Source organism: Methylopila henanensis (assembly GCF_042681025.1).
Lineage (GTDB): Bacteria > Pseudomonadota > Alphaproteobacteria > Rhizobiales > Methylopilaceae > Methylopila > Methylopila henanensis.
In genome coordinates this window covers 380737-402094 of sequence record NZ_JBHUER010000008.1, presented here as the reverse complement: position 1 = coordinate 402094, position 21358 = coordinate 380737, and the positions used below count along the sequence as shown (strand labels likewise).

The 21358-nt window shown below is 70.8% G+C and carries 26 protein-coding genes; 14 read left to right on the top strand and 12 right to left on the bottom strand.

The annotated features are described in order from the left end of the window. Positions 1 to 21 precede the first annotated feature (21 nt). Genes sucC through ACFSCV_RS12490 form a run of 4 tightly spaced genes read left to right on the top strand, consistent with a single transcriptional unit; the run spans position 22 to position 3498 of the window. On the top strand, positions 22 to 1194 hold the full coding sequence (gene sucC, locus ACFSCV_RS12505) for an ADP-forming succinate--CoA ligase subunit beta (protein ID WP_378799910.1): 1173 nt from the start codon (positions 22 to 24) through the stop codon (positions 1192 to 1194). 3 nt (positions 1195 to 1197) lie between these two features. Continuing rightward, complete coding sequence (sucD, locus tag ACFSCV_RS12500) at positions 1198 to 2079, top strand: succinate--CoA ligase subunit alpha (protein WP_378799909.1); 882 nt, start codon at positions 1198 to 1200, stop codon at positions 2077 to 2079. A gap of 14 nt (positions 2080 to 2093) precedes the next feature. Continuing rightward, positions 2094 to 2408, top strand: a complete 315-nt coding sequence (locus ACFSCV_RS12495) for a YciI family protein (protein ID WP_378799908.1) — start codon at positions 2094 to 2096, stop codon at positions 2406 to 2408. Positions 2409 to 2466: 58 nt separating this feature from the next. Further along, entirely contained in the window at positions 2467 to 3498 is a 1032-nt protein-coding gene (locus tag ACFSCV_RS12490) for a 2-dehydropantoate 2-reductase (RefSeq protein WP_378799907.1), read from the top strand. A 204-nt stretch (positions 3499 to 3702) separates the two neighbouring features. Here ACFSCV_RS12490 and ACFSCV_RS12485 read toward each other — a convergent pair whose 3' ends face one another. Then, positions 3703 to 3957, bottom strand: coding sequence for a DUF3297 family protein (locus tag ACFSCV_RS12485; RefSeq protein ID WP_378799906.1), 255 nt, complete (start codon positions 3955 to 3957; stop codon positions 3703 to 3705). A gap of 187 nt (positions 3958 to 4144) precedes the next feature. Between ACFSCV_RS12485 and ACFSCV_RS12480 the strand changes: the two genes are divergently transcribed. Beyond that, on the top strand, positions 4145 to 5224 hold the full coding sequence (locus ACFSCV_RS12480; protein WP_378799905.1) for an extracellular catalytic domain type 1 short-chain-length polyhydroxyalkanoate depolymerase: 1080 nt from the start codon (positions 4145 to 4147) through the stop codon (positions 5222 to 5224). Between the two features lie 13 nt (positions 5225 to 5237). On the opposite strand, the gene ACFSCV_RS12475 is transcribed toward ACFSCV_RS12480, so the two are convergent. The 5 genes from ACFSCV_RS12475 to trhO all read right to left on the bottom strand — a co-directional run bounded on the left by ACFSCV_RS12475 (position 5238) and on the right by trhO (position 8219). Beyond that, complete coding sequence (locus ACFSCV_RS12475) at positions 5238 to 5795, bottom strand: HNH endonuclease (RefSeq protein WP_271199910.1); 558 nt, start codon at positions 5793 to 5795, stop codon at positions 5238 to 5240. 61 nt (positions 5796 to 5856) lie between these two features. Then, positions 5857 to 6543 (bottom strand): alpha/beta hydrolase, encoded by a 687-nt coding sequence (locus tag ACFSCV_RS12470; protein ID WP_378799904.1) that lies wholly within the window; start codon positions 6541 to 6543, stop codon positions 5857 to 5859. After that, on the bottom strand, positions 6540 to 7235 hold the full coding sequence (locus ACFSCV_RS12465) for a DNA-3-methyladenine glycosylase family protein (RefSeq protein ID WP_378799903.1): 696 nt from the start codon (positions 7233 to 7235) through the stop codon (positions 6540 to 6542). The genes ACFSCV_RS12470 and ACFSCV_RS12465 overlap by 4 nt, the downstream gene beginning before the upstream one ends. Then, the gene (locus ACFSCV_RS12460; RefSeq protein WP_378799902.1) at positions 7235 to 7438 is read right to left on the bottom strand and encodes a SlyX family protein; all 204 of its coding nucleotides are present in this window, start codon (positions 7436 to 7438) and stop codon (positions 7235 to 7237) included. Before ACFSCV_RS12460 ends, ACFSCV_RS12465 begins: the two co-directional genes overlap by 1 nt. Further along, entirely contained in the window at positions 7431 to 8219 is a 789-nt protein-coding gene (gene trhO / locus ACFSCV_RS12455) for an oxygen-dependent tRNA uridine(34) hydroxylase TrhO (RefSeq protein ID WP_378799901.1), read from the bottom strand. The genes ACFSCV_RS12460 and trhO overlap by 8 nt, the downstream gene beginning before the upstream one ends. Positions 8220 to 8395: 176 nt before the next feature. On the opposite strand from trhO, the gene ACFSCV_RS12450 reads away from it, so the two are divergent. The 4 genes from ACFSCV_RS12450 to ACFSCV_RS12435 all read left to right on the top strand — a co-directional run bounded on the left by ACFSCV_RS12450 (position 8396) and on the right by ACFSCV_RS12435 (position 12480). Continuing rightward, positions 8396 to 10453 (top strand): tetratricopeptide repeat protein, encoded by a 2058-nt coding sequence (locus ACFSCV_RS12450; RefSeq protein ID WP_378799900.1) that lies wholly within the window; start codon positions 8396 to 8398, stop codon positions 10451 to 10453. 8 nt (positions 10454 to 10461) lie between these two features. After that, positions 10462 to 11319, top strand: a complete 858-nt coding sequence (locus tag ACFSCV_RS12445) for a 4-(cytidine 5'-diphospho)-2-C-methyl-D-erythritol kinase (protein WP_378799936.1) — start codon at positions 10462 to 10464, stop codon at positions 11317 to 11319. Positions 11320 to 11329: 10 nt separating this feature from the next. Beyond that, complete coding sequence (locus ACFSCV_RS12440; RefSeq protein ID WP_271199904.1) at positions 11330 to 11650, top strand: YnfA family protein; 321 nt, start codon at positions 11330 to 11332, stop codon at positions 11648 to 11650. A 158-nt stretch (positions 11651 to 11808) separates the two neighbouring features. Further along, positions 11809 to 12480: a hypothetical protein gene (locus tag ACFSCV_RS12435; protein ID WP_378799899.1), complete on the top strand. Its 672-nt coding sequence runs from the start codon at positions 11809 to 11811 to the stop codon at positions 12478 to 12480. A 9-nt stretch (positions 12481 to 12489) separates the two neighbouring features. On the opposite strand, the gene ACFSCV_RS12430 is transcribed toward ACFSCV_RS12435, so the two are convergent. Continuing rightward, on the bottom strand, positions 12490 to 13509 hold the full coding sequence (locus tag ACFSCV_RS12430) for a polyprenyl synthetase family protein (RefSeq protein WP_271199901.1): 1020 nt from the start codon (positions 13507 to 13509) through the stop codon (positions 12490 to 12492). 370 nt (positions 13510 to 13879) lie between these two features. Here ACFSCV_RS12430 and ACFSCV_RS12425 point away from each other — a divergent pair, with 370 nt between their 5' ends. Then, the gene (locus ACFSCV_RS12425) at positions 13880 to 14110 is read left to right on the top strand and encodes a putative signal transducing protein (protein ID WP_378799898.1); all 231 of its coding nucleotides are present in this window, start codon (positions 13880 to 13882) and stop codon (positions 14108 to 14110) included. Then, on the top strand, positions 14107 to 14871 hold the full coding sequence (locus ACFSCV_RS12420) for a tRNA1(Val) (adenine(37)-N6)-methyltransferase (RefSeq protein WP_378799897.1): 765 nt from the start codon (positions 14107 to 14109) through the stop codon (positions 14869 to 14871). The genes ACFSCV_RS12425 and ACFSCV_RS12420 overlap by 4 nt, the downstream gene beginning before the upstream one ends. Before the next feature lie 70 nt (positions 14872 to 14941). On the opposite strand, the gene ACFSCV_RS12415 is transcribed toward ACFSCV_RS12420, so the two are convergent. Beyond that, on the bottom strand, positions 14942 to 15274 hold the full coding sequence (locus ACFSCV_RS12415; RefSeq protein WP_378799896.1) for a hypothetical protein: 333 nt from the start codon (positions 15272 to 15274) through the stop codon (positions 14942 to 14944). Between the two features lie 231 nt (positions 15275 to 15505). On the opposite strand from ACFSCV_RS12415, the gene ACFSCV_RS12410 reads away from it, so the two are divergent. Both ACFSCV_RS12410 and ACFSCV_RS12405 read left to right on the top strand, forming a co-directional pair. Then, a complete protein-coding gene (locus ACFSCV_RS12410) occupies positions 15506 to 16387 on the top strand; it encodes a S49 family peptidase (protein ID WP_378799895.1) in 882 nt (293 codons plus the stop codon). Between the two features lie 125 nt (positions 16388 to 16512). After that, complete coding sequence (locus tag ACFSCV_RS12405; protein ID WP_378799894.1) at positions 16513 to 16701, top strand: hypothetical protein; 189 nt, start codon at positions 16513 to 16515, stop codon at positions 16699 to 16701. A 16-nt stretch (positions 16702 to 16717) separates the two neighbouring features. On the opposite strand, the gene ACFSCV_RS12400 is transcribed toward ACFSCV_RS12405, so the two are convergent. The 4 genes from ACFSCV_RS12400 to ACFSCV_RS12385 form a co-directional block, all read right to left on the bottom strand. Next, the gene (locus tag ACFSCV_RS12400; RefSeq protein ID WP_378799893.1) at positions 16718 to 17911 is read right to left on the bottom strand and encodes a beta-ketoacyl-[acyl-carrier-protein] synthase family protein; all 1194 of its coding nucleotides are present in this window, start codon (positions 17909 to 17911) and stop codon (positions 16718 to 16720) included. Continuing rightward, the gene (locus tag ACFSCV_RS12395) at positions 17908 to 18195 is read right to left on the bottom strand and encodes an acyl carrier protein (RefSeq protein WP_378799892.1); all 288 of its coding nucleotides are present in this window, start codon (positions 18193 to 18195) and stop codon (positions 17908 to 17910) included. Before ACFSCV_RS12395 ends, ACFSCV_RS12400 begins: the two co-directional genes overlap by 4 nt. Before the next feature lie 177 nt (positions 18196 to 18372). Continuing rightward, a complete protein-coding gene (locus ACFSCV_RS12390) occupies positions 18373 to 19311 on the bottom strand; it encodes an SDR family NAD(P)-dependent oxidoreductase (RefSeq protein WP_378799891.1) in 939 nt (312 codons plus the stop codon). Positions 19312 to 19485: 174 nt separating this feature from the next. Then, entirely contained in the window at positions 19486 to 20094 is a 609-nt protein-coding gene (locus ACFSCV_RS12385) for a hypothetical protein (RefSeq protein ID WP_378799890.1), read from the bottom strand. A gap of 278 nt (positions 20095 to 20372) precedes the next feature. On the opposite strand from ACFSCV_RS12385, the gene ACFSCV_RS12380 reads away from it, so the two are divergent. After that, positions 20373 to 21296, top strand: a complete 924-nt coding sequence (locus ACFSCV_RS12380; RefSeq protein ID WP_378799889.1) for a glycine--tRNA ligase subunit alpha — start codon at positions 20373 to 20375, stop codon at positions 21294 to 21296. The last annotated feature ends 62 nt before the right edge of the window (positions 21297 to 21358 follow it).

The following is a 21358-nucleotide window of genomic DNA, read 5'->3' as shown; positions in this document are numbered from 1 at the left end:
CACGCCGGAGGGTCTCACGCCATGAGATTGCATGAATTCCAGGCCAAGCGGCTGCTCGCGGATTACGGGCTCCCGACGCCGCGCGGCGCCGTCGCGATGACCGCCGGCGAGGCCGAAAGCGTCGCGCGCGACCTCGGGGTCACGCCGCTCGCGGTGAAGGCGCAGATCCAGGCCGGCGCGCGCGGCGAGGCCGGCGGCGTCCGGCTTGCGCACGGCCCCGCCATGGTTCGCTCCGCGGCCGAGGCGATGCTCGGGCAGAAGCTCTCCACCGCCCAGACGGGGGAGGACGGCCTCACCGTCCGCCGCGTCTATGTGGAGGAGGGCGTGAAGGCGGAGCGCCAGCTCTACCTCGCGCTTCTCGTCGATCCGGCGGCCGGCGGCCTCGTGCTGTTCGGCGCGGCCGAGGGCGGCGGCGACATCGAGGAGCGCGAGCGCGCCGGCGCGCTCAGCCGCGAGCGCCTGCCGCTGTCGGTCAGCCGCGAGCCGGACGCGGGCGAGCTTTCGGCGTTCCTCGCGCGCATCGGCCTCGAAGGCGCGCTCGCCGACAAGGCCGCCGCGCTGGTGAAGGGGCTGCGCCGCGCCTTCATCGAGCTCGACGCCAGCCTGATCGAGATCAATCCGCTGGCGGTGACGGCCGGCGGGGACATCCTCGCGCTCGACGTCAAGATGACGCTCGACGACAACGCGCTGTTCCGCCACCGGGACCTCGCCTCGCTGCGCGACGAGGACGAGGCCGACCGCAACCGGCTCTCGGCCCACCGCGACCAGCTCAACTTCGTGCCACTCGACGGCGATCTCGGGCTCGTCTCGAACGGCGCGGGCCTCGGCCTCGCCACGCTCGACATGGTCAAGGCCGCGGGCGGCAAGCCGGCGAACTTCATGGACATCCGCACCACCGCGACCAGCCTCGACATCGCCCACGGCTTCGCGCTGCTGCTCGACAATCCGTCGATCCGGGCGCTGCTTGTGAACGTGCACGGAGGCGGCATGCAGTCCTGCGACACCATCGCGGAAGGGCTCGGCGTCGCGCTGCGCCGCTCGGGCCGGTCGCTGCCGATCGTCGTGCGGCTCGCAGGCCTCAACGCCGAGTTCGCGCGCTCGCGGCTGAAGAATTTCGGCTGCTCGGTGATCGAGGAGCCCGACATGGGCTCGGCCGCGATCCGCGCCGTCTCCGTCGCGGCCGGGAGGGCCTGAGCCATGGCGATCCTGCTCGACAACGACACCCGCGTGCTGTGCCAGGGCATGACCGGCTGGGCCGGCACCCATCACGTCACGCAGATGATGGAGTATGGCACCAAGGTCGTCGGCGGCGTGCGGCCCGGCAAGGGCGGGCGCTCGCACCTCAACCTGCCGGTGTTCGACCGGGTCGCGGAGGCGCGCGACGCGACCGGCGCCAACGCCAGCATCATCTTCGTGCCGCCGGCCTCCGCCGCGGCGGCCATGATCGAGGCGATCGAGGCCGAGGTCCCTCTCGTCGTCGCGGTCACCGAGCGCGTTCCGGTGCTCGACATGGTGCGCGTGCGCGAGGCGCTCGCAGGCTCCCGCACGCGGCTCGTGGGCGCGAACAGCCAAGGCGTGCTGGCGCCCGGCGTCGCCAAGCTCGGCGTCATGGCGACGGGCAGCGAGCGGCCGGGCGGCGTCGGAATCGTGTCGCGCTCGGCCTCGCTCACCTCCGAGGTGGTGGCGCAGGTCACCGCGGCCGGCCTCGGCCAGTCGACCACGGTCGGCGTGGGCGGCGATCCGATCCACGGCCTGTCGATGCGCGACTGCGTCGAGCTGTTCCTCGCCGATCCCGGCACCGACGGCCTGATCCTGATCGGCGAGATCGGCGGAGCCCAGGAGCACGAGGTCGCCGACTACGTCGCCGAGACGCGGCCGTCGAAGCCGATCGTCGCCCTCATCGTCGGCGCCCACGCGCCGGCCGAACGGCGCATGGGCCACGCCGGCGCTCTGGCGCTGAGCGGCGCGGCCGACGTCGCCGCGAAGGTCGCCGCGCTCGAGAAGGCGGGCGTCCGCGTCGCGCCGAGCGCCAATCTCGTCGGGCGCGTGATGGCCGAGGCGCTGGCGCGCGTCTCGTGACGGAGCCGCGATCCGTGAACCACCTCGTCCTGTTCTCGCCGGGGCCGTCATGGGTCGCCGGCAAGTCCATCGACGAACAGGACGCGGCCACGCTCGGCGCGCATCTTACTGCGCTCGGCGGGCTGTTCGAGAGCGGCCGGCTGCTGTTCGCAGGCCCGTTCACCGCGGAAGACGGCGGCATGCTGCTTCTCGCCGCGCGCGACAGCGACGACGCTCGGGCGACGCTCGAGCGCGACCCGGCCGTGGCGGCCGGGCTGCTGTCCTACGCGATCAAGCCCGTTGAGACCGTCTTCGACGCCGCCAACGGCGTCGCCTGGTCGGCCGTGTGAGCGGCGCGGCGAAATTGGGCTTTTCGGGACCGGTAGGACGCGGGAAAGAACGAACGCGATGAAAATCTGCATCTACGGCGCGGGCGCGATCGGCGGATACATGGCCGTGATGCTCAAGCGGTCGGGCGTGGACGTGTCGCTCGTCGCGCGCGGGCCGCACCTCGCCGCGATCCGCGAGCGGGGGCTGAAGCTGCTGATCGACGGCCGCGAGCTCACGGCCGAGATGCCCGCGACCAGGAACGCCGCCGAGCTCGGCCCGCAGGACTACGTCATCAACGGGCTCAAGGCGCATCAGGCCTGGGAGTCCGCCGAGGACATGGCGCCGCTGCTGGGCGACCACACCGCTGTCGTGACGATGCAGAACGGCGTGCCGTGGTGGTACTTCCACGGCCTCGAGGGGCCTCACGCCGACCTGCGGCTCCAGAGCGTCGATCCCGGCGACCGGCAGTGGAACGCCATCGGCCCGGAGCGGGTGATCGGCGGCACGGTCTACCCCGCGACCGAGATCGCCGAGCCGGGCGTCGTCCGGCACATCTACGGCGACGCCTTCGGGCTCGGGGAGCCGAACCGCCGCAGGACAGCGCGTCTCGCAAAGCTCGCCGACGCGATCGACGCCAGCGGGCTCAGGGCGCGGGTCTATGACGACATCCGCGACGACATCTGGCTGAAGCTCTGGGGAAACCTGTGCTTCAACCCGATCTCCGCGCTGACGCGCGCCACGCTTGACGTGATCGCGACCGACCCGGCGACGCGGGCGCTCGCGAAAAGTATGATGCTGGAGGCGCAGACGATCGGCGAAACCTTCGGCGCGACCTTCAAGGTGGATGTTGAGCGCCGCATCAACGGCGCGGCCAAGGTCGGCGCGCACCGGACCTCGATGCTGCAGGACGTCGAGGCCGGCAAGGCGATCGAACTCGACGCGCTGCTTTCCGCGGTGCAGGAGATGGGCCGCCTCGCGAAGGTCGCGACCCCGAACATCGACCTCGTGCTCGGCCTGACGAAGCAGATGGGACGGTCGCTTGGCCTCTATCCGACCTTCCCCGAGAGCGTCGCCGACGACGCGCCGCTGGCGAAGGCCGCCAACGGCTGAGACGACGCCCTTTCCTTCTCGCCCTTCGTCATGGTCCGGCTTGACCGGACCATTCATGTCAGGCGTTGAGCTCGACGTCGACGATGGGTCCTCCGGAAACTCGAATGTTTTCGAGTCTCCTTCCCAAAGTGCGTTCAGATCGGCAAAAGCCGATCTGAACGCAAGCCGGAGGACGACGAGGCTCTTTGGGCCCGCTGGTTCCGGTCAGGAGGCCTGATCGGCGACGTCGCGGAAGTACGGCTCGACCTTGCCCTTCAGCAGCAGGGTCATGGGATTGCCGAAGCGGTCCTTCGCGGCGCCGGCAGCGACGCGGATCCAGCCCTCGCTGACCGAATACTCCTCCACATTGGTCTTCTCGGCGCCCTTGAAGCGTATGCCCACGCCGCGCGTCAGCGCGCCCTCGTCGTAGAACGGGCTGCCGGGGTGGACGGAAAGCCGGTCGGGCGGCGTGTCGGACATGGGCGGAAACTCCGGAAATCGAAAAACGGGCGGACCATAGTGGTTTGTGGGCCTGCGATCCATGCAGGCGAGCCATGCGCGCCCGCCCTGTGTCATATTGCGTTGCAGCATTGACGTGTGCGATGCGGTATCCATGTCGGTATGCCAAGCGGCGCCACCGGCGTCGCGGCGTAAGGAGATCGCATCCATGGCCGATACAGGCGACGCCGGCGCCGGCATGCGCCGGTTCCGGCCCGAGGGCGGCGGCGGAAGCGGCGGCTCCAGGCTCCGGGCGGTGCGGGACTTCGGCTCCAATCCCGGCGGCCTCGCGCTGAAGGCCTATGCGCCTCCGGGCCTTAAGCCCGGCGCGCCGCTGGTCGTGGTGCTGCACGGCTGCACCCAGCTCGCCGGCGGCTACGAGGCGTCCGCCGGCTGGACCGCGCTCGCCGACGAGCACCGTTTCGCCGTGCTCTATCCGGAGCAGCGCCGCGTCAACAACCCCAAGCTCTGCTTCTCGTGGTTCGCGCCGCACCGCGCGGCGCGCGACAAGGGCGAGGCCGCCTCCATCCGCCAGATGATCGAGACCATGACCGCCCGCTGGCGACTGGACCGCAAGCGGGTTTTCGTCACCGGACTGTCGGCCGGCGGCGCGATGGCCGCGGTCATGCTCGCGTCCTATCCGGAAGTCTTCGCGGGCGGGGCGATCGTGGCGGGCCTGCCCTTCGGCGCGGCGGACGGCGTCAGCGCGGCCTTCGCGGCGATGAGCCAGGGACGCGACCTCGACGCGCGGAGCTGGGGCGATCTGGTCCGCGCCGCCTCGCCCCATGAGGGGCCCTGGCCGCGCGTCACGATCTGGCAGGGCGCGGAGGACGCGACGGTCGCGCGCGCCAACGCCGACGGGCTGTTCGCGCAATGGGCCGATGTCCATGGCCTCGACGCGGGCCGGGCGCGGGAGACGCAGGTCGGCCCGGTGACGCGCAAGGCGCTGGGCGACGCCGTCGAACTGAACATCGTCGCCGGGATGGACCACGGCGTGCCGATCGACGCCGCCAGGGGCGAACGGGCCGCGCCCTACATGCTCGACGTCGGCGTCTCCCAGGCGCGGGCGACGCTCGCCTTCTGGGGGCTGGACCGGCAGACCCACCGGCAGGCGATCCGGTCGGTTCCGTCGCGCGCGAGGCCGGCCGAGCCGCGGCAGGCGCCCCCGAGCCCGTCGCCGGCCCCAGTCGCCGCGACGGTGGAGGCGGTCATCACCAAGGCGCTGCGCGCGGCCGGCCTGATGAAATAGCCGGGCCGGGGCCTTACGGCTCCAGCTCGCTGTCCCAGTAGAGATAGTCGAGCCAGCTGTCGTGCAGGTAGTTCGGCGGGAACGCCCGTCCGTTCTGGTGCAGGTCGTGGACCGAGGGCTGGAACGGCGGCTGCGCCGGCCACATGCCGCAATCCGCCGGCATCTGACCGCCCTTCTTCAGATTGCAGGGCGAGCAGGCCGCCACGACGTTCTCCCACGTCGTCTGGCCGCCGCGGGAGCGGGGGACGACGTGGTCGAAGGTCAGCTCCTCGCGCGTGCCGCAGTACTGGCAGGAGAAGCGGTCGCGCAGGAACACGTTGAACCGCGTGAAGGCGGGATTTCGCGATGGTTTGACGTAGGTTTTCAGGCACACGACCGAGGGCAGCTTCATCTCGAAGCTTGGGCTGTGCACCGCGCGCTCGTAATGGGAGAGCACGTTCACGCGGTCGAGGAAGATCGCCTTGATGGCGTCCTGCCACGACCACAGGGACAACGGGTAATAACTGAGCGGCCTGTAGTCCGCGTTCAGAACCAAGGCCGGACACGCATCAGGCGATACGGCGATCGTCACCGAGCACTCCTCGACAGCGCGCCGCGTCGGGCGACGCTGGGGATAGTCTATATGTCGTGTGTCACGCTTGTGAAGCGCCCCGAAGGCTTGTCCTGCGCGGTTTCAGCGCGCTGGCGAGAAATGCGGCGCCCTGGCGGAGGCCCTCGCCGTCGATGCCGTGGCCGAGCCCGGGCGCGAGATGCCATTCGACCGGGATCTCCGCGGCGGCGAGCCCGTCCATGGCCGCGAACAGCGCGTCAACCGGGATGACCTCGTCGCGGTCGCCATGCACCAGCAGGATCGGCGGCTTGCCCGTCGCCTCGGTCTTCAGCGCCTCGGGCTGCACCAGCATGCCGGAATAGCCGAGGATCGCGGCCGGCGGCGTGGGCCGGCGCAGCCCGGCGTGTAGCGCCATCATCGTGCCCTGGCTGAAGCCGACGAGCGCGAGCCGGTCCGGCCCGAGGCCGGTGCGGGAGAGCTCGGCGTCGAGAAACGCGTTCAGTCCCGGCGTGGCCGCGATCACGCCGCGGCGGCGCTCGTCCGGGTCGCGGAAGGTCAGCGGGAACCATTGCCGGCCGGACGGCGAGGCCATGCAGCGCTCCGGCGCGTGCGGGGCGACGAAGGCCGCGTCCGGCAGGAGCTTGCGCCATTCGCGGCCGATCGCGATCAGGTCGTTACCGTCCGCGCCGTAGCCGTGCAGGAACACGACCAGCGATTTGGCCGCGCCGGAAGCCGGGGCGAGGCGGGGTCCGTCGATCGCGGTCGTCATGCGGTCTCCTCCAGAGTCTCGGGCGCATGGGGCGCCGGCGCGCGGTCGCGCCCGCCGCGCCGGGTCAGGTAATAGGCCCAGAGCAGGCGCGCCGCCACTCCGCGCAGGGGCCGCCAGTCCTCGGCGATTCGCTCCGCGGCGCGGGCGTCCGGCCGCGCCGGCAGCCCGAGCGCGCGCCGCATCGCCTCCTGCACCGCGAGGTCTCCGGCGGGGAAGACGTCCGCGCGGCCATGGGCGAACAGCAGGAACACGTCCGCGGTCCAGGGTCCGACGCCCGGTATGGCGACGAGGCGCGCCCGCGCCTCGCCGTCGTCGAGCCGTTCGAGGCCGGGCACGTCGAGGCCGGCGTCGACCGCCGCGCAGAGCGCGCGCACCGTGCGGAGCTTCGGCCGGGACAGGCCCGCCGCCCGGATCGTCTCGTCGGAGGCGGCGGAGAGGCTGGCGTGGTCGATCCGCCCGAGCGCCGTCTCCAGCCGGCCGTGGATGGCGCGGGCGGCGGCGACGGAGATGAGCTGGGAGTTGACCACCCAGACGAGGCCGGACAGGTCCGGCGCCAGCGCGCGGGGCTGAGGCGGCTCGGACGCGGCGCGCGCCGCCGCGAGGCGGGGATCGCGCGCGCACAGCGCGTCGAGCGCGCCGTCGAGCTCCGTCTGGGCGATGAAGCGCGCGGGGCGCGGAGGCGCGCCGGCCATCAGTAGTGCGGCGGCGGACGGTCCACCGGCGCGGGGCCGGAGACGGCGTCCTCCAGCCGTTCGCCGAGCGCGGCCACCTCGCGCTTCAGCGCGTCGATCACCGCCCATTGCGCGGTGACGGTCTGGTTCAGCGTCTCGATCGCCTCGTCCTGATAGGCGATGCGCTCTTCGAGCGCGTCGATGCGCGCGGCGTCGTCAGCCATTCGGCTCCTCCGGCGTCTTCTGCCGCAACCCGTGGCCGAGCGCGACGCGCTCGTCGAACACGAAGCAGTCCCCCCGCCAGCGGCTGCGTTCGGGCGGCTCCTGCTCCAGATAGCGCAGAATGCCGCCCTGAAGCTGCCGGACGTCGCGGAAGCCGTTCGCGAGGAGATGCGCGCTCGCCTTCTCGCAGCGGATGCCGCCGGTGCAGAACAGGGCGACGGTGCGGTGCTTCGCCCCGGCAAGCTTCTCCGCGGCGAAGGCCTTGAAGTCGCTGAAGCGCCGCGTGCCGGGGTCGATCGCGCCCTCGAACGAGCCCATCGCCACCTCGAAGGCGTTCCGCACGTCGACCGTGACGACGTCGTCGCGGCCGATCAGCGCGTTCCAGTCTTCGGGCGCCACATAGGCGCCGCGCAGCCGCGTCGGGTCCGCCGCGGGGTCGCCGAGGGTGACGATCTCGCGCTTCAGCCGGACCTTCAGCCGCCGGAACGGCGGAGCGGCGGCGGTCGAGAACTTGAGCTCCATGCCGTCGAGCCGGCCTGCGAACAGCGACCGCATCTCGTCGAGCGCGGCCGAGAGCTGCGACGGTTCAGCCGCGATCGTGCCGTTCACGCCCTCGAGCGCGAGCAGCAGCGTGCCGAGCACGCCGCGCCGCTCGCAGAGCGCGCGCAGCGGCTCCCGCAGCTCGCCCGCGTCGGGCGTCGGCGTGAAGGCGTAGAGCGCGGCGACGGCGAGACTGGGGGTCGCGCCGCCCGCCGCCGCGGAGGCTTCGGAATCTTGATTCATCTCCCGAGCGATAGCGTCCTAGGCTGGCGCGTGTCGACCGTCGCCTGCGCTGTCGTGGGCTCGCCTGCGTCCCCGGTCCGGGCTTGTGGCGCCGGACTCGCGGGTTCATGGTGGACGCCGCGCGCGTCCGCGGGGCGTTCCGCCCGCGCGCCCTGATCTATCGGAGGTAGAGTTTCGTGATCGCTTTCGACCGTCGCCTCGCCGCGCTCCTCCTTGCGACGACGGCCTTCCTCGGCGCTCCGGCCGCGCAGGCGCGCGCCACCTCCGACGCGGAACTCGCCGCCAACGCGTCCTTCGCGGGGGCCTATCTCGCCGGCCGGGTCGCTGGCGCGCAGCGCGACGTCGACGCGGCCGCGGCTTTCTTCCGCGCCGCGCTCCGGACCGATCCGCGCAATCCCGAGCTGCTGGAGCGCGCCTTCCTGCTGTCGCTCGCCGAGGGCGACGACGACCAGTCCATGCGGCTCGCCGAGCGGGTGCTGGCCGCCGACCCGACCAACCGCATGGCGCAGCTCGCGATCGCGGTGCGCGCGCTGAAGTCGGGCTCCTACGCCTCGGCGCGCGCCCATCTCGCCAAGAGCGCGCGCGGGCCGCTCGCGGACCTCACCATCCATCTGCTCAACGCCTGGTCCTATCTCGGCTCCGGCCAGCCGGCTCGGGCGCTCGAATCGATCGACCGGCTGCAGGGCGCGGACTTCTTCGGCACGTTCCGCGACTATCACGGCGCGCTGATCGCCGACCTCGCCGGCCGCCGCGACGAGGCCGCCCGCAGGTTCACGGCGGCGCTCTCGGGCGACGGCGCCGCGCTGCGCGTCGCGCAGGCCGCCGCGACCTTCCGCGCCCGCACGGGCGACCGCGACGGCGCGCTCCGGACGCTCGCCGACTTCGAGAAGGCCGCGCCGCGCCACCCGCTCACCCGTGAGGTGCGCGAGGCCATCGACCAGGGCCGCGAGCCGCAGCGGCCGATCGCCGACGTGGCCGACGGCGTCGCCGAGGTGCTCTACGGCATCGGCGGCGCGCTCGGACGTCAGGGCGGCGAGGACCTGTCGATCGTCTATCTGCAGCTCGCGCTGTTCGTGAAGCCCCAGCACCCGATGGCGCTGGTGACGCTGGCCGACCTCTACGACCAGATCAACCAGTACCAGGCCGCCATCGACGCCTACCGGCGCGTGCCCGCGAGCTCGCCGCTCAAGCGCAACGCCGAGATCCAGAGCGCGATCGACCTCGACCGGCTCGACCGGACGGACGAGGCGAAGGCGCTGCTCTCGAAGCTGATCGACGCCGATCCCGACGACCAGGAGGCGATTGTCGCGCTCGGCAACATCGAGCGCGGCCGCGAGCAGTTCGTCGAGGCAGCCGCGACCTACACGCGGGCGATCGACCTGATAGCGAAGCGGACCGAGCCGGCGTCGCCGCCGCTGGCCGCCGCGGCGGCGCCTTCGGCCACGGAGCCGAAGGCCTATGTGGTCCGGAAGGGCGACACGTTCTGGACGCTCGCGCGCGATCGCCTCGGAGATCCGAACCGCTGGCCGGAGCTGGTCGCGCTCAACAGCACGCCCGAGGCGATCCGCGTCAACGGCCGCCGTCTGCCGCGCTCCGGCGCGCTAGCGCCGGGACAGTCGATCCTGCTTCCGGCGGCGGCGGCGACGCCGGCCGCGGCCGGCGTCGCCGCGGCGACGGCTCCCGTCGCGCCGGTCGCGGAGCCCGCCGGACCGACGCGCGCGGACTGGTCGCTCTATTACGTGCGCGGCATCGCCTATGAGCGCTCGAAGCAGTGGCCGAAGTCGGAGGCCGACCTCAAGAGGGCGCTGGAGCTGTTCCCGGACCAGCCGCTGGTGATGAACTATCTCGGCTATTCCTGGGTCGATCAGGGCGTCAATCTCGAGGAGGGCATGAAACTCATCCGCCGCGCGGTCGAGCTGCGCCCGGACGACGGCTACATCGTCGACAGCCTCGGATGGGCGCATTTCAAGCTCGGCCGGTACGAGGACGCCGTGCGCGAGCTCGAGCGCGCGGTGGAGCTGCGCCCGCAGGACCCGGTCATGAACGACCATCTCGGCGACGCCTATTGGCGCGTCGGACGAAGGCTCGAGGCCGGGTTCCAGTGGAGCCACGCCAAGGACCTGAAGCCGGAGCCGGAGGATCTCAAGAAGATCGAGGCCAAGCTCAAGGATGGGCTGCCGGACGATCCGCCGACCAACGCCGCGGAAGCGCAGGAGAAGAAGAACGGCGGTTGAGCGCGCCGATGCTGCTTCGCGAGCGCGCGCCCGCCAAGGTCAACCTCACCTTGCACGTCCGCGGCCGGCGGGCGGACGGCTATCATGAGCTCGACAGCCTTGTGGCCTTCGCGGGCTGCGCCGCCGATCTGGTGACGCTCGTCCCCGGCCCCGGGCTTTCGCTCGCCGTGTCGGGACCCTTCGGCGACGCCGCAGGACCCGACGAAGACAATCTCGTGATCCGGGCCGCCCGCGCCGCCGCCGAGCGCGTCGAGGGCCTCGTCCTCGGCGCCTTCACGCTGGTGAAGCGGGTGCCGGTGGCCGCGGGGCTCGGCGGCGGCTCGGCCGACGCCGCGGCGGCGCTGCGCCTGCTCGCGCAGGCGAACAGCCTGTCGCCGGACGATCCCCGCCTCGTCGACGCCGCGGCCGCGGCCGGATCGGACGTGCCGGCCTGCCTCCGGTCGCGCGCCGCCCGCATGGAGGGCCGCGGCGAGCGGCTGACGGCGGTGGCGCTCGCCCCGCAGCCCGCCGTGCTGATGAACCCGCTGCGCCCGGTCGGCACCGCGGAGGTGTTCCGCGCGCTTGGGCTCGCGCCGGGCGAGACCTTCGTCGCGCCGGGGCCGGCGGGTCCGGCTCCCGGCGACCCGGAGGCCGAGATCGCGCGCGGCCGCAACGATCTCGAGGCGCCCGCGGTGCGGATCGCGCCGGAGATCGGCGCCGGCCTCGTGCTGCTCGCCTCCCAGCACGGCTGTCGCGGCGTGCGCATGTCCGGCTCCGGCGCGACCGTGTTCGGACTGTTCTCGACCGCGCAGGAGGCGCGCCGCGCGGCGCGGGCGCTCGGGGCCGCCGCGCCCGGCTGGTGGGTGCGCTCGACCATGCTGCGCTGAGGGCCCGATCGTGACCGCCGCCGTCTATGTCGCCGCCGCCTTCGCCGAGATCGCCGGCTGTTTCGCCTTCTGGGCGGTGTTCCGACTGCAGGCCTCGCCGCTGTGGCTCGCGGCCGGCGTCCTGTCGCTGATCGTCTTCGCCTGGCTGCTGACGCTGGTCGACGTCGAGGCCGCCGGCCGGGCCTACGCCGCCTATGGCGGCGTCTACGTCGCGGCCTCGCTCGTCTGGCTCTGGACGATCGAAGGCGTGCGGCCCGACCGCTGGGACCTCACGGGTTCCGCCATCTGCGTCGCCGGCGCCGCCGTGGTGCTGTTCGGCCCGCGGGGGTGAGGGCGCGCGTTTCGACAATCTTAAGTGGCGTTTGGCATCCTGCCCCGGCATCGAAGAGTACAAGGCGGGACAGGGCCATGACGGTCGACGCAGCCGTTCCGAGTTCGATCGGTCTGGTGAAGGGCGCCTTCGCGCTGTCGTGGCGCGCGGTGCGCGCGATGACGCCGCTGTTCGCACTGATCTTCGCAGGGCTAGCCTTTCTCAGCTTCGCGGACGCTGACAAGACGGCGAGATCGGTCGGCGTCGTCGCCATCCTGCTGTCTCTCGGGCTATCGCTCGTCAGGGCCGCGCTTACGGCTGCGCTCGCCGTGGTCATCCACCGTTTCGTCATTCTGGGCGAGGTCGCGGGCGTTTCCGATCTTCCGCGACTGACCCCGACGATCCTCGAATTCGCTGCGGTGACCATTGTCCTGCAGCTTGTCGCAGCCCTGGCGTTGCTTCTGGTCGTTCCGGCGTGGGGTTGGCTTGGCTCCCCGGTTGTCGCCGCGCTTGTGTTCGGCGTGGTGTTCTTCTTGACGGTCTACGCCGGGCTGCGCATCGGCCTGCTGTTTCCGGCGATCGCCGTCGAAGCGCCGGGGCGCAGCGTCAGGTCCGCTTTTCGGGACGGCGACGGCCTTGTGCTCCTGCTGCTCATGGCGTGCGCGCTGTCGGCGCTGGTGATCGTCGTGCCGGGCGTGGTTGTTGGAGCGGCGCTCGGCTCCGCGCCGGCTCTGCTGCCGTTGGCGGGCGTGGCTATGGAGATGGCGCTGATCGCCGTGAGCGTCGCCATCGTATCGCAGGTCTTCACCTGGAGGACGCGGCAACTCGCTGCTTGGAGCGAGGCGCGCTGAATCCTGCTCTCAGTGCGCCCGCGCCGTCACGAAGCCCACCACGTCGAGCAGCGCCTTCGCGGCCGGGCGGTCGCCGAACAAGGCGAGGGCGTCGCGGGCCATCGCGCCGTAGTGCCGGGCGCGCTCCAGCGTGGCATCGATCGCGCCGTGCTTGGCGAGCAGGCGGATCGCTTCCGCCAGATCGCCGTCCTCGATCCGGCCGTCCTCAAGCGTGCGCTTCCAGAAGGCGCGCTCCTCGGCCGAGCCGCGGCGATAGGCGAGCACGACCGGCAGCGTGATCTTGCCCTCGCGGAAATCGTCGCCGACCTTCTTGCCGAGCTTGGCCTCGCGTCCGCCGTAGTCGAGCGCGTCGTCCACGAGCTGGAAGGCGATGCCGAGATTCATGCCGTAGGAGCGGGCCGCGGCCTGCTCCGCCTTGGGCCGGTCTGCGATCACCGGGCCGACCTCGCAGGCGGCGGCGAACAGCGCCGCGGTCTTGCCGCGCACGACGGCGAGGTAGTCGTCCTCGGTGGTCGCGGTGTTCTTGGCGGCGGCGAGCTGCATCACCTCGCCCTCGGCGATCACGGCGGCGGCGTCGGCGAGGATGCGCAGCGCCTCGAGCGAGCCGACCTCGACCATCATCTTGAAGGCCTGGCCGAGCAGGAAGTCGCCGACCAGCACGCTCGCCTCGTTGCCCCAGAGCATGCGGGCGGCGAGCTTGCCGCGGCGCATCTCGGAGCCGTCGACCACGTCGTCGTGCAGCAGCGTCGCGGTGTGCATGAACTCGACGGAGGCCGCGAGCTTGACGTCGCCGTCGCCGGAATAGCCGGAGAGGATGGCGGTCGCGAGCGTCAGCATCGGCCGGAGCCGCTTGCCGCCGGAGGAGATCAGGTGGTTCGCGACCTCGGGGATCATCGCGACGTCGGAGCCGGTCCGCGACAGGATGAACGCGTTGACGCGCTCCATCCCCGGCGCGACCAGTTCGATCAGCGGTCCGATGCCGGCCTCATCCGGAACCGGCCGCTCGTCCAGCGGTACGACAACGCCCAAAACGCCTCAGCTCCTTTCAGACGGCAACGGCGCGGACCGTAGCCAGCGGGGCGGAGGCGGGCAAGCCGAAACGTCGAAAGCCTCTTATCCGCCGCCGAGGACGGCCTTGGCCGCCATCAGCTGCTGCGAGGCGAACACGAGCAGGAAAAGGGCTGCGAGCAGGGTCACGATCTCGGTGCGCATGGCGGCTGAAGTCCGTCGTCAGGAAGCCGGATCGGCGGTTCGCTCTTCATGACGGATCGGCCGGGCCGAAGTTGGGCGCGATCGGGGCGTTTTCAGCCTTAAGATTGAACGCGGCGGTTACCATGTCGCGACGTTGTCCCCGCGCGCCGCGCAGGCCATCATCCGGCGGCCCAACGAGCGGAGACCCATGCAGGAAATCTTGCGGAGCAATGACCCCGTTCTGCTGTCGTTCGTGCGCGCGACGCTCGGCGACGCGGACATCGAGCACCTCGTGCTCGACGGCAACATGAGCGTGCTGGAAGGCTCGCTCGGCATTCTGGCGGCGCGCGTCATGGTGCATGACGCGGACGCGGCCCGCGCCCGCCGCGCGCTCGCCGACAGCGGCCTCGCCAACGAGCTGCGCCCGGAGCCGGAGTGACCGGCGGTCCTGCGTCCGACCTGACCGACGACGGTTTCTTCGGCGGCCGGCTGAAGCTGCTGCAGCCAGCGCGAGGCCATCGCGTCGGAACCGACGCCGCGCTGCTGACCGCCGCGGCCCTCGGCCGTATGGGGAAGGCCGCCCGCGTCGCGGACTTCGGCGCCGGAGTAGGGGCCGTGGGGCTGTCGCTCGCGGTCGCCGGCGCCGCCCACGCGACGCTGGTCGAGATCGAGCCCGCCGCCGCCGCGCTCGCCCGCGACAACGCCGGCCGCAACGGGCTCGGGTCCCGTGTCGACGTCACGCTCGCCGACGTCGCCGATGTCGGCCGGGGCGTCGGTCCGGCTCCGGACATGCTCGACCTCGTGGCCGCGAACCCGCCCTTCGACGACGCGGGACGGTTTCGCGCCTCGCCCGACGCCGCCCGCGCCCGCGCCCATGCGGCTGAGGCGGGGCTCGTCGAGCTCTGGACGCGCGCCGCGGCGCGGCTTCTGAAGCCCGGCGGCGTGTTCGTGATGATCCACCGGCCGGAGGCGATCGGCGACATCGTCGCCGCCTGCGCCGGCCGGTTCGGCGACCTGCGGCTGCGCCCGGTTCATCCCCGCGCAGACGCGCCGGCGTTGCGTCTGCTCGTCGCCGCCACAAAGGGCCGTCGGGGCCCGTTGGCGCTTCTCCCAGGCTTCGTGCTGCACGATTCCGACGGCGGCTTCACGCCCGAGGCGGCGGACGTCCAGCGTGGCCGGGCGACCATCGCGATGGCCTGACGCGGAATGGAAAAGCGCCCGCCGGTGGGGCGGGCGCCTCGTTCCTCTGCGTGGCCGGGCCTGGCCAATCTCAGTAGCGGTAGGAGCGGCGCGTGCAGACCTCGCGGGTGCGGGTCACGTAGCGGTAGCCGTTCCACGACCGCACCGTCGTCACGCGGCAGCGTGGACGATAGGGCCGGTACCCGTAATAAGGCTGCGGGCGGTAGTAGCCCCAGCCCGGCCGCGGCCGGTCGTAGCGGTGGCGGTAGCCGCGGTGGTAGACCGGCTCGTAATAGCCGCCGCCGTAATAGGCGGGGCCGCCGAGGCCGATGCCGATCGACACGTCGCCGGCAGACGCGGCGGTGGGGAGCGCGGCGAAACCGCCGGCTGCGAGAGCGGCGGCGAGAACGAACTTGCGAATCATAACGTCCTCCACGTGACACGCCGCTCGGAGAGCCGGTCGACCCGCATCCGCGGGCCTGGGGCCGGTGCGTTACGCCTTCGCACCATGCGAAGTTGCGCCGGGGGTGTCCTTGAGGATGGAAGATAGGCGCGAAGCTCTGAACGCCATCTGATACCCCCGTTCATCCGACGTTCATCGCGCCGGGCAGGGCGCTCGCTTGTGAGGGGCGCAGGCCGCGCCTATCTGCGGGATATGAGCGCCATCCTCTCCCGCCTTCGCCGTTTCGCCGCCCCTGTCCTGCCCGAGCGCCTGCGCGCCGAACGGCCGGTGGTTCCCGTCGTCCGCCTGCAGGGCGCGATCGGAGTGGGCGGCGGGCCGTTCCGCCCCTCGATCACGCTCGCCTCCGCCGCCCCGCTGCTCGAGCGCGCCTTCGCCACGCCGAATGCGAAGGAGGTGGCGCTTATCGTCAATTCGCCGGGAGGATCGCCGGCGCAGTCGCACCTGATCTTCAAACGCATCCGCCAGCTCTCCGCCGAGAAGGAGATCGGCGTCACCGTATTCGTCGAGGACGTCGCGGCCTCCGGCGGCTACATGATCGCCTGCGCCGGCGACGAGATCGTCGCCGATCCGTCCTCGATCGTCGGCTCGATCGGAGTGGTTTCCGCCGGTTTCGGTTTCGATCGCGCGATTGAAAAGCTCGGCGTCGAGCGCCGCCTGCACGCGTCCGGGGCCAACAAGGCGATCCTTGATCCGTTCAGCCCGGAGAAGCCCGAGGACGTCGAGCGCCTCAAGGAGATCCAGCGCGAGATCCACGAGCATTTCATCGCGCTGGTGAAGGAGCGCCGCGGCGGCGCGCTCGGCGGCGATCCGGACCTGTTCACCGGCGCGTTCTGGACCGCCTCCACCGGCCTCGGGCTCGGCCTTGTCGACCGCATCGGCGACCTGCGCTCGACCCTCAGGGAGCGCTGGGGCGAGAAGGTCGACATCCGTCCGATCACGGCGCGCGCGCCGTTGCTGCGACGGCTGTCCGGGCGCGGCGAGGGCGTCGGAGTGGGCTCGTTCGGGGCGGGCTTGGCCGACGAGGCGCTGGCGTCGCTCGAGGCGCGGGCGCTGTGGTCGCGCTTCGGGCTCTGACGCGGCCGGGCCCTGCGCTGGTTCGTCGCGAAATGCGCTTGGCGGTCGGCCCAACCGCCGCCAAGATCGCCTGAGAGGCTGACGCCTCGTTTCGCTTTCCGTTCGCGCGCGCCCCGAGGACCGCAATGCCGCCTTTGCTCGTGATCGCCGCCGCAGCCGCCGGCGCCATGTTCGGCGCGAAGGCGCTGAAACGCGAATGGCGTCGCGTGAACCGCGAGCTCGACGCCGCGGAGCGGAGCGCGGAGGAGCGCGACCGCGAGGTCAGGCCGACGCTGCGCCGCGATCCCTCGTCCGGCGAGTGGCGTCCGGGCTGACGGCGACGCCGCGCCTCTAAATTCTGCGGAAGGCCAGAGAGGCGTTCAGGCCGCCGAAGGCGAAGGAGTTCGACAGCGCCGCCGGGATCGCCATCTCGCGCGGGACGTTGGGGATGCAGTCGAGCGGGCAGTCCGGGTCGGCCGCGTCGAAGTTCGCGGTCGGCGGGGCGACGCCGCGCTCCATCGCCATCACCGTCGCCACCGCCTCGATCCCTCCCGCCGCCCCGAGCCCGTGGCCCGCGACGCCCTTGATCGACGAGACCGGCGGCGCGCGCCCCGCGCCGAACACGGCGGTCAGCGCCTCCGTCTCCGCCTTGTCGTTGGCGGCCGTGCCGGTGCCGTGGGCGTTCACATAGGCGATGTCAGCGGGGCTCAGGCCGGCGTCGGCGAGCGCGAGCCGCACCGCCGCGGCCATGCCCTCCACGTCCGGCGCGAACAGATTTCCGGCGTCGGCGTTGGAGCCGAAGCCCGCGAGCTCCACCGTGGCGCGCGCGCCGCGGCGCGCGGCGTGCTCCTTGGTCTCCAGCACCAGCACGCCGGCGCCTTCGCTCAGGATCAGCCCGTCGCGGCCTCGGGCGAAGGGCCGGCAGGCCGTCGAGGACATGATCTTCATCGCGTCCCAGGCCCGGAGCGCGCCGTTCGACAGCGAGGCCTCGACGCCGCCGGCGACGGCGACGTCGGCGAGGCCCGCCCGCAGGAACTGCAGCGCGGTTCCGATGGCGTGGGCCGCCGAGGCGCAGGCGCTCGACGTGACGAAGCACGGGCCGCGCGCGCCGGTCGCCATCGACACCCAGCTCGCGGACGACGACACCATCGCTTTCGCCACCGTCATCGGATGCACGCGGGTCTGCGCCTGTTCGTAGCGCCGGACGTACTGCTCCTCGACGCTGCAGACGCCGCCGGCGCCGTTGCCGAGGATGACCGCCACCCGGTCCGGGCTCTCGAACGGCGGTTCGAGCCCCGCTCGCGCCAGCGCCTGCCGGGCGGCGTAGACCGCGAAAAGCGCGCTGCGGTCGCAGGACGACGCCTTGACGCCGAGCCCGTCCCAGTCCGGCTCCGCCAGCACCTCGGCCGCGAGAATGCCGGTTCCCGGCGTCGCCCGCGCCTCTGCGAACAGCGGCTTCGCCGCGAGCAGGGCGTCCCAGAAAGGCTCCGGCGCGTTCCCCGCCGCCGAGATCACCCCGACGCCGGTCACCACGACGCGCGTCATGCCGCGCTCTTCGCCGCCACCAGCCGTGCGATCTCGGCGGCGAAGTCGCCGATCGTCGCCGTCGTCTTGAAGGTCGAGTTGGCGTTGTAGTCGACCTCGATCCCGTACTTCTCCTCGACCTCGAAGATGATCTCGACGAAGTCGAAACTGTCGATTCCGACGCCGTCGATACGGGTCGCGGCGTCAAGCGGCGCGGTGGTCTTGGCGCGCGATTGGATCATGCCGATAAGCGTGGCGAGAATGTCGCCGGAGTCCGAGGACAACGGACCTGGTGCAGCGTTCACGCGACGTCCCCCCGTTGCGCCAACCAAAAGCAAGCCAACCTTAGACGACGCGCTTTCCAACGGAAAGCGGCCGCTCGGGGCGCTGGCCGGGAGGGGGACGGTCAGGGCGCGGGTCGGCGCGCGGCTGCGATCCGCGGTTTCAGGACGCCGGCGGCCCGGCGTCCTGCGGGCGGCCGCTCAGAAGCGCTGGCCGACCATCTCCTCGCTCTTCGCCCACAGCGCCTTCGCCCGTTCCGGGTCGAGCGCGTAGGAGCGCACGCCCTGACGCAGGCCGGGAGCGTCGTTCACCTCGGCTACGCGGCAGTCCTCGCAATAGCGTCCGCCGATCTCGTCGGCCTTGGCGGCGACGCCCGCCCAGACCGAGGTCGCCGCGCCCTGAGGGATCGACTTGAACTCCAGCGTCGCGACGCCGTCCGGCCGGGGCGCGTCGTAGGTCCGGATCACCTCCTCGATCGCCTCCTGCGTCGTGTGGCGGCTGAGCTCGGTCTGGATCACGCCGGGATGCACGGCCGCCGCCCGGATTCCGCGATCGCGAAAGCGACGGTCGAACTCGACCGCGAACAGGATGTTGGCGGTCTTCGAGCGGCCATAGGCCACGAACTCCTTGTACTCCGTGCGCTTGAAGCCGGGATCGTCGAGGTCGACGTCGGCGACCCGGTGGCCGGACGAGGCCAGGCTCACGAACCGCGCGCCCCGCCGCAACAGCGGCGCGATCCGGTTGACGAACACGAAGTGGCCGAGATGGTTCGTGCCGAACTGGGTCTCGAACCCGTCGGCGGTGACGCCCTTCGGGCAGGCCATCACGCCGGCGTTGGCGATGACGAGGTCGAGGATCTGGCCGTCGTCCAGCAGCGCCTCGGCCGCCGCGCGGGCGCTCGCGAGCGAGGCGAGGTCGAGCTCGATCAGCTCGATCCCGCGGACGCCGGCGGTGGCGCGCCGCGCCTTGGCGAGGTCGCGGGCCGCGCCGATCACATGGGCGCCGCGGGCCGCGAGCGCCCGAGCCGTCTCGACGCCGAGGCCCGCCGACACCCCCGTGACCAGCACGCGCTTGCCCCGGAGGTCGAAGCCCTCCAGCACCTCGTCCGTGGTCGATCGGGCTCCGAACGTCTGGCTCATGGGCTTTCATCTCCTCGCGCCCCCGGAACGGCGGCGCCGAGGCCTAGATGGGAGATTCGCTCCGCGCGCCCGAGCCCGATCCTCTTGGAGTGTTGCCTGATCCTACGAGAGATAACGGAGGCCGTATCAATTACTCTACAGCCGCGCGCATCGCGACCGTTTGGATAAGCCACCTCATGTCGGAGGTTCCGAATTGGTGTTAACCACACCGATATGCGCCTTGACGCCTTCTTCTACAGGCGTGAGCGCACGCAGCGTGACCTTTGATATGTCGTATATGGCTTGCAGCGGATACGGACCGCCGGCTACATGCAACAAGGCTGCATGTACGTGGATTGCTTTGGCGTCGTCTGTTTTTGGTGATCCTTGATGTACGCCGCCGCCAACATTTGCGACGTAGTTTATTATTTGACGGATGTTAAGAAGTGTGCCTTCGGTAAAAATAATGGCGGTTGATAGAAATGCGTCGAGTCTTATAGACTTAGTTGGGATGTTTTCCAATCTTGCTGTGTCGGGGTTGTCGTAAAAGAAAGTGCAGCTTCTGCCAAAAGTTTTGGTCTCGATTAGAGTGCGAAAATCCAATATACCGGGTTGATCTTGTACAGTAAATAAGGCCTTCATTCGAATTTTATTCTCGATTTTCTTCAACAGGGGATTGCCTGAATCGATTAAAAGTCGCCGAAGTATCGCTGACGCGTCCAATAGCTCGCTCTCATACGCAGAGCCGCAGATATTCCTCAATTTTTCGACGTCCCACAGAAATCGGCTTTCATCGTCGATCATCGAGATCTCCTAGTCGAAAAATTACGGCATGTTTCCTGTCTAGATAGGATTATTATTTAGTCTGAGTCGCCACTATGAGTCGATGCGGCTAGGTTTTTGTCGAATGACAATGGGCGTGCACGAGTTAAAGAGCACGATGGCGCGTGCCGTCGGGCTGTCTTCATGGGTTTAATTCATCTGCTCGAAACTATTGGGCAGAGGTGAGGCGGGCGCTTGCGCCCCTCCCCTCGCTCCCCTAGCGTCCGCAGCGTTTTTCCCGCCTGCCGGACATGCCGCCGATGACCGCCGACCTGCTTTCGCCGTCCCGCTCGTTCCAGGGGCTCATCCTCACGCTCCAGCGCTTCTGGGCGGAGCAGGGCTGCGTGATCCTGCAGCCCTACGACATGGAGGTGGGCGCGGGCACGTTCCATCCGGCGACGACGCTGCGCTCGCTCGGCCCCAAGCCCTGGAAGGCGGCCTATGTGCAGCCCTCGCGGCGGCCGAAGGACGGGCGCTACGGCGAGAACCCCAACCGCTTCCAGCACTATTACCAGTTCCAGGTCATCCTGAAGCCGAGCCCGGACAACCTGCAGGAGCTCTATCTCGACAGCCTCAAGGCCATCGGGCTCGACCCGGCGCTGCACGACGTGCGCTTCGTGGAGGACGACTGGGAGAGCCCGACGCTGGGCGCCTGGGGCCTCGGCTGGGAGTGCTGGTGCGACGGCATGGAGGTGTCGCAGTTCACCTATTTCCAGCAGGTGGCGGGCGTGGACTGCAATCCGGTCTCGGGCGAGCTGACCTACGGTCTGGAGCGCCTCGCCATGTACATCCAGGGCGTGGACCGCGGCTTCGACCTGAACTTCAACGGCCGTGAGGGCGACGACAAGATCACCTATGGCGACGTGTTCCGGCAGGCGGAGCAGGAATACTCGCGCTTCAATTTCGAGCATGCCGACGTCGCCATGCTGAAGCGCCATTTCGAGGACGCCGAGAACGAGTGCCGCGCGCTGCTTGAGGCCGGCGAGGACGGCGAGCGGCATCTGATGGCGATGCCCGCCTACGATCAGGCCATCAAGGCGAGCCACGCCTTCAACCTGCTCGACGCCCGCGGCGTGATCTCCGTCACCGAGCGCCAGAGCTACATTCTGCGCGTGCGCGAGCTGGCGAAGGCGTGCGGCGCGGCCTGGCTGAAGACGGAGGCGGGCGGGGCGCAGGCGGCGTGAGGCGCCATTCGGGCCGTCGTCCCGGCCGCAGCGAAGCGGAGAGCCGGGATCGTCGATCAGCC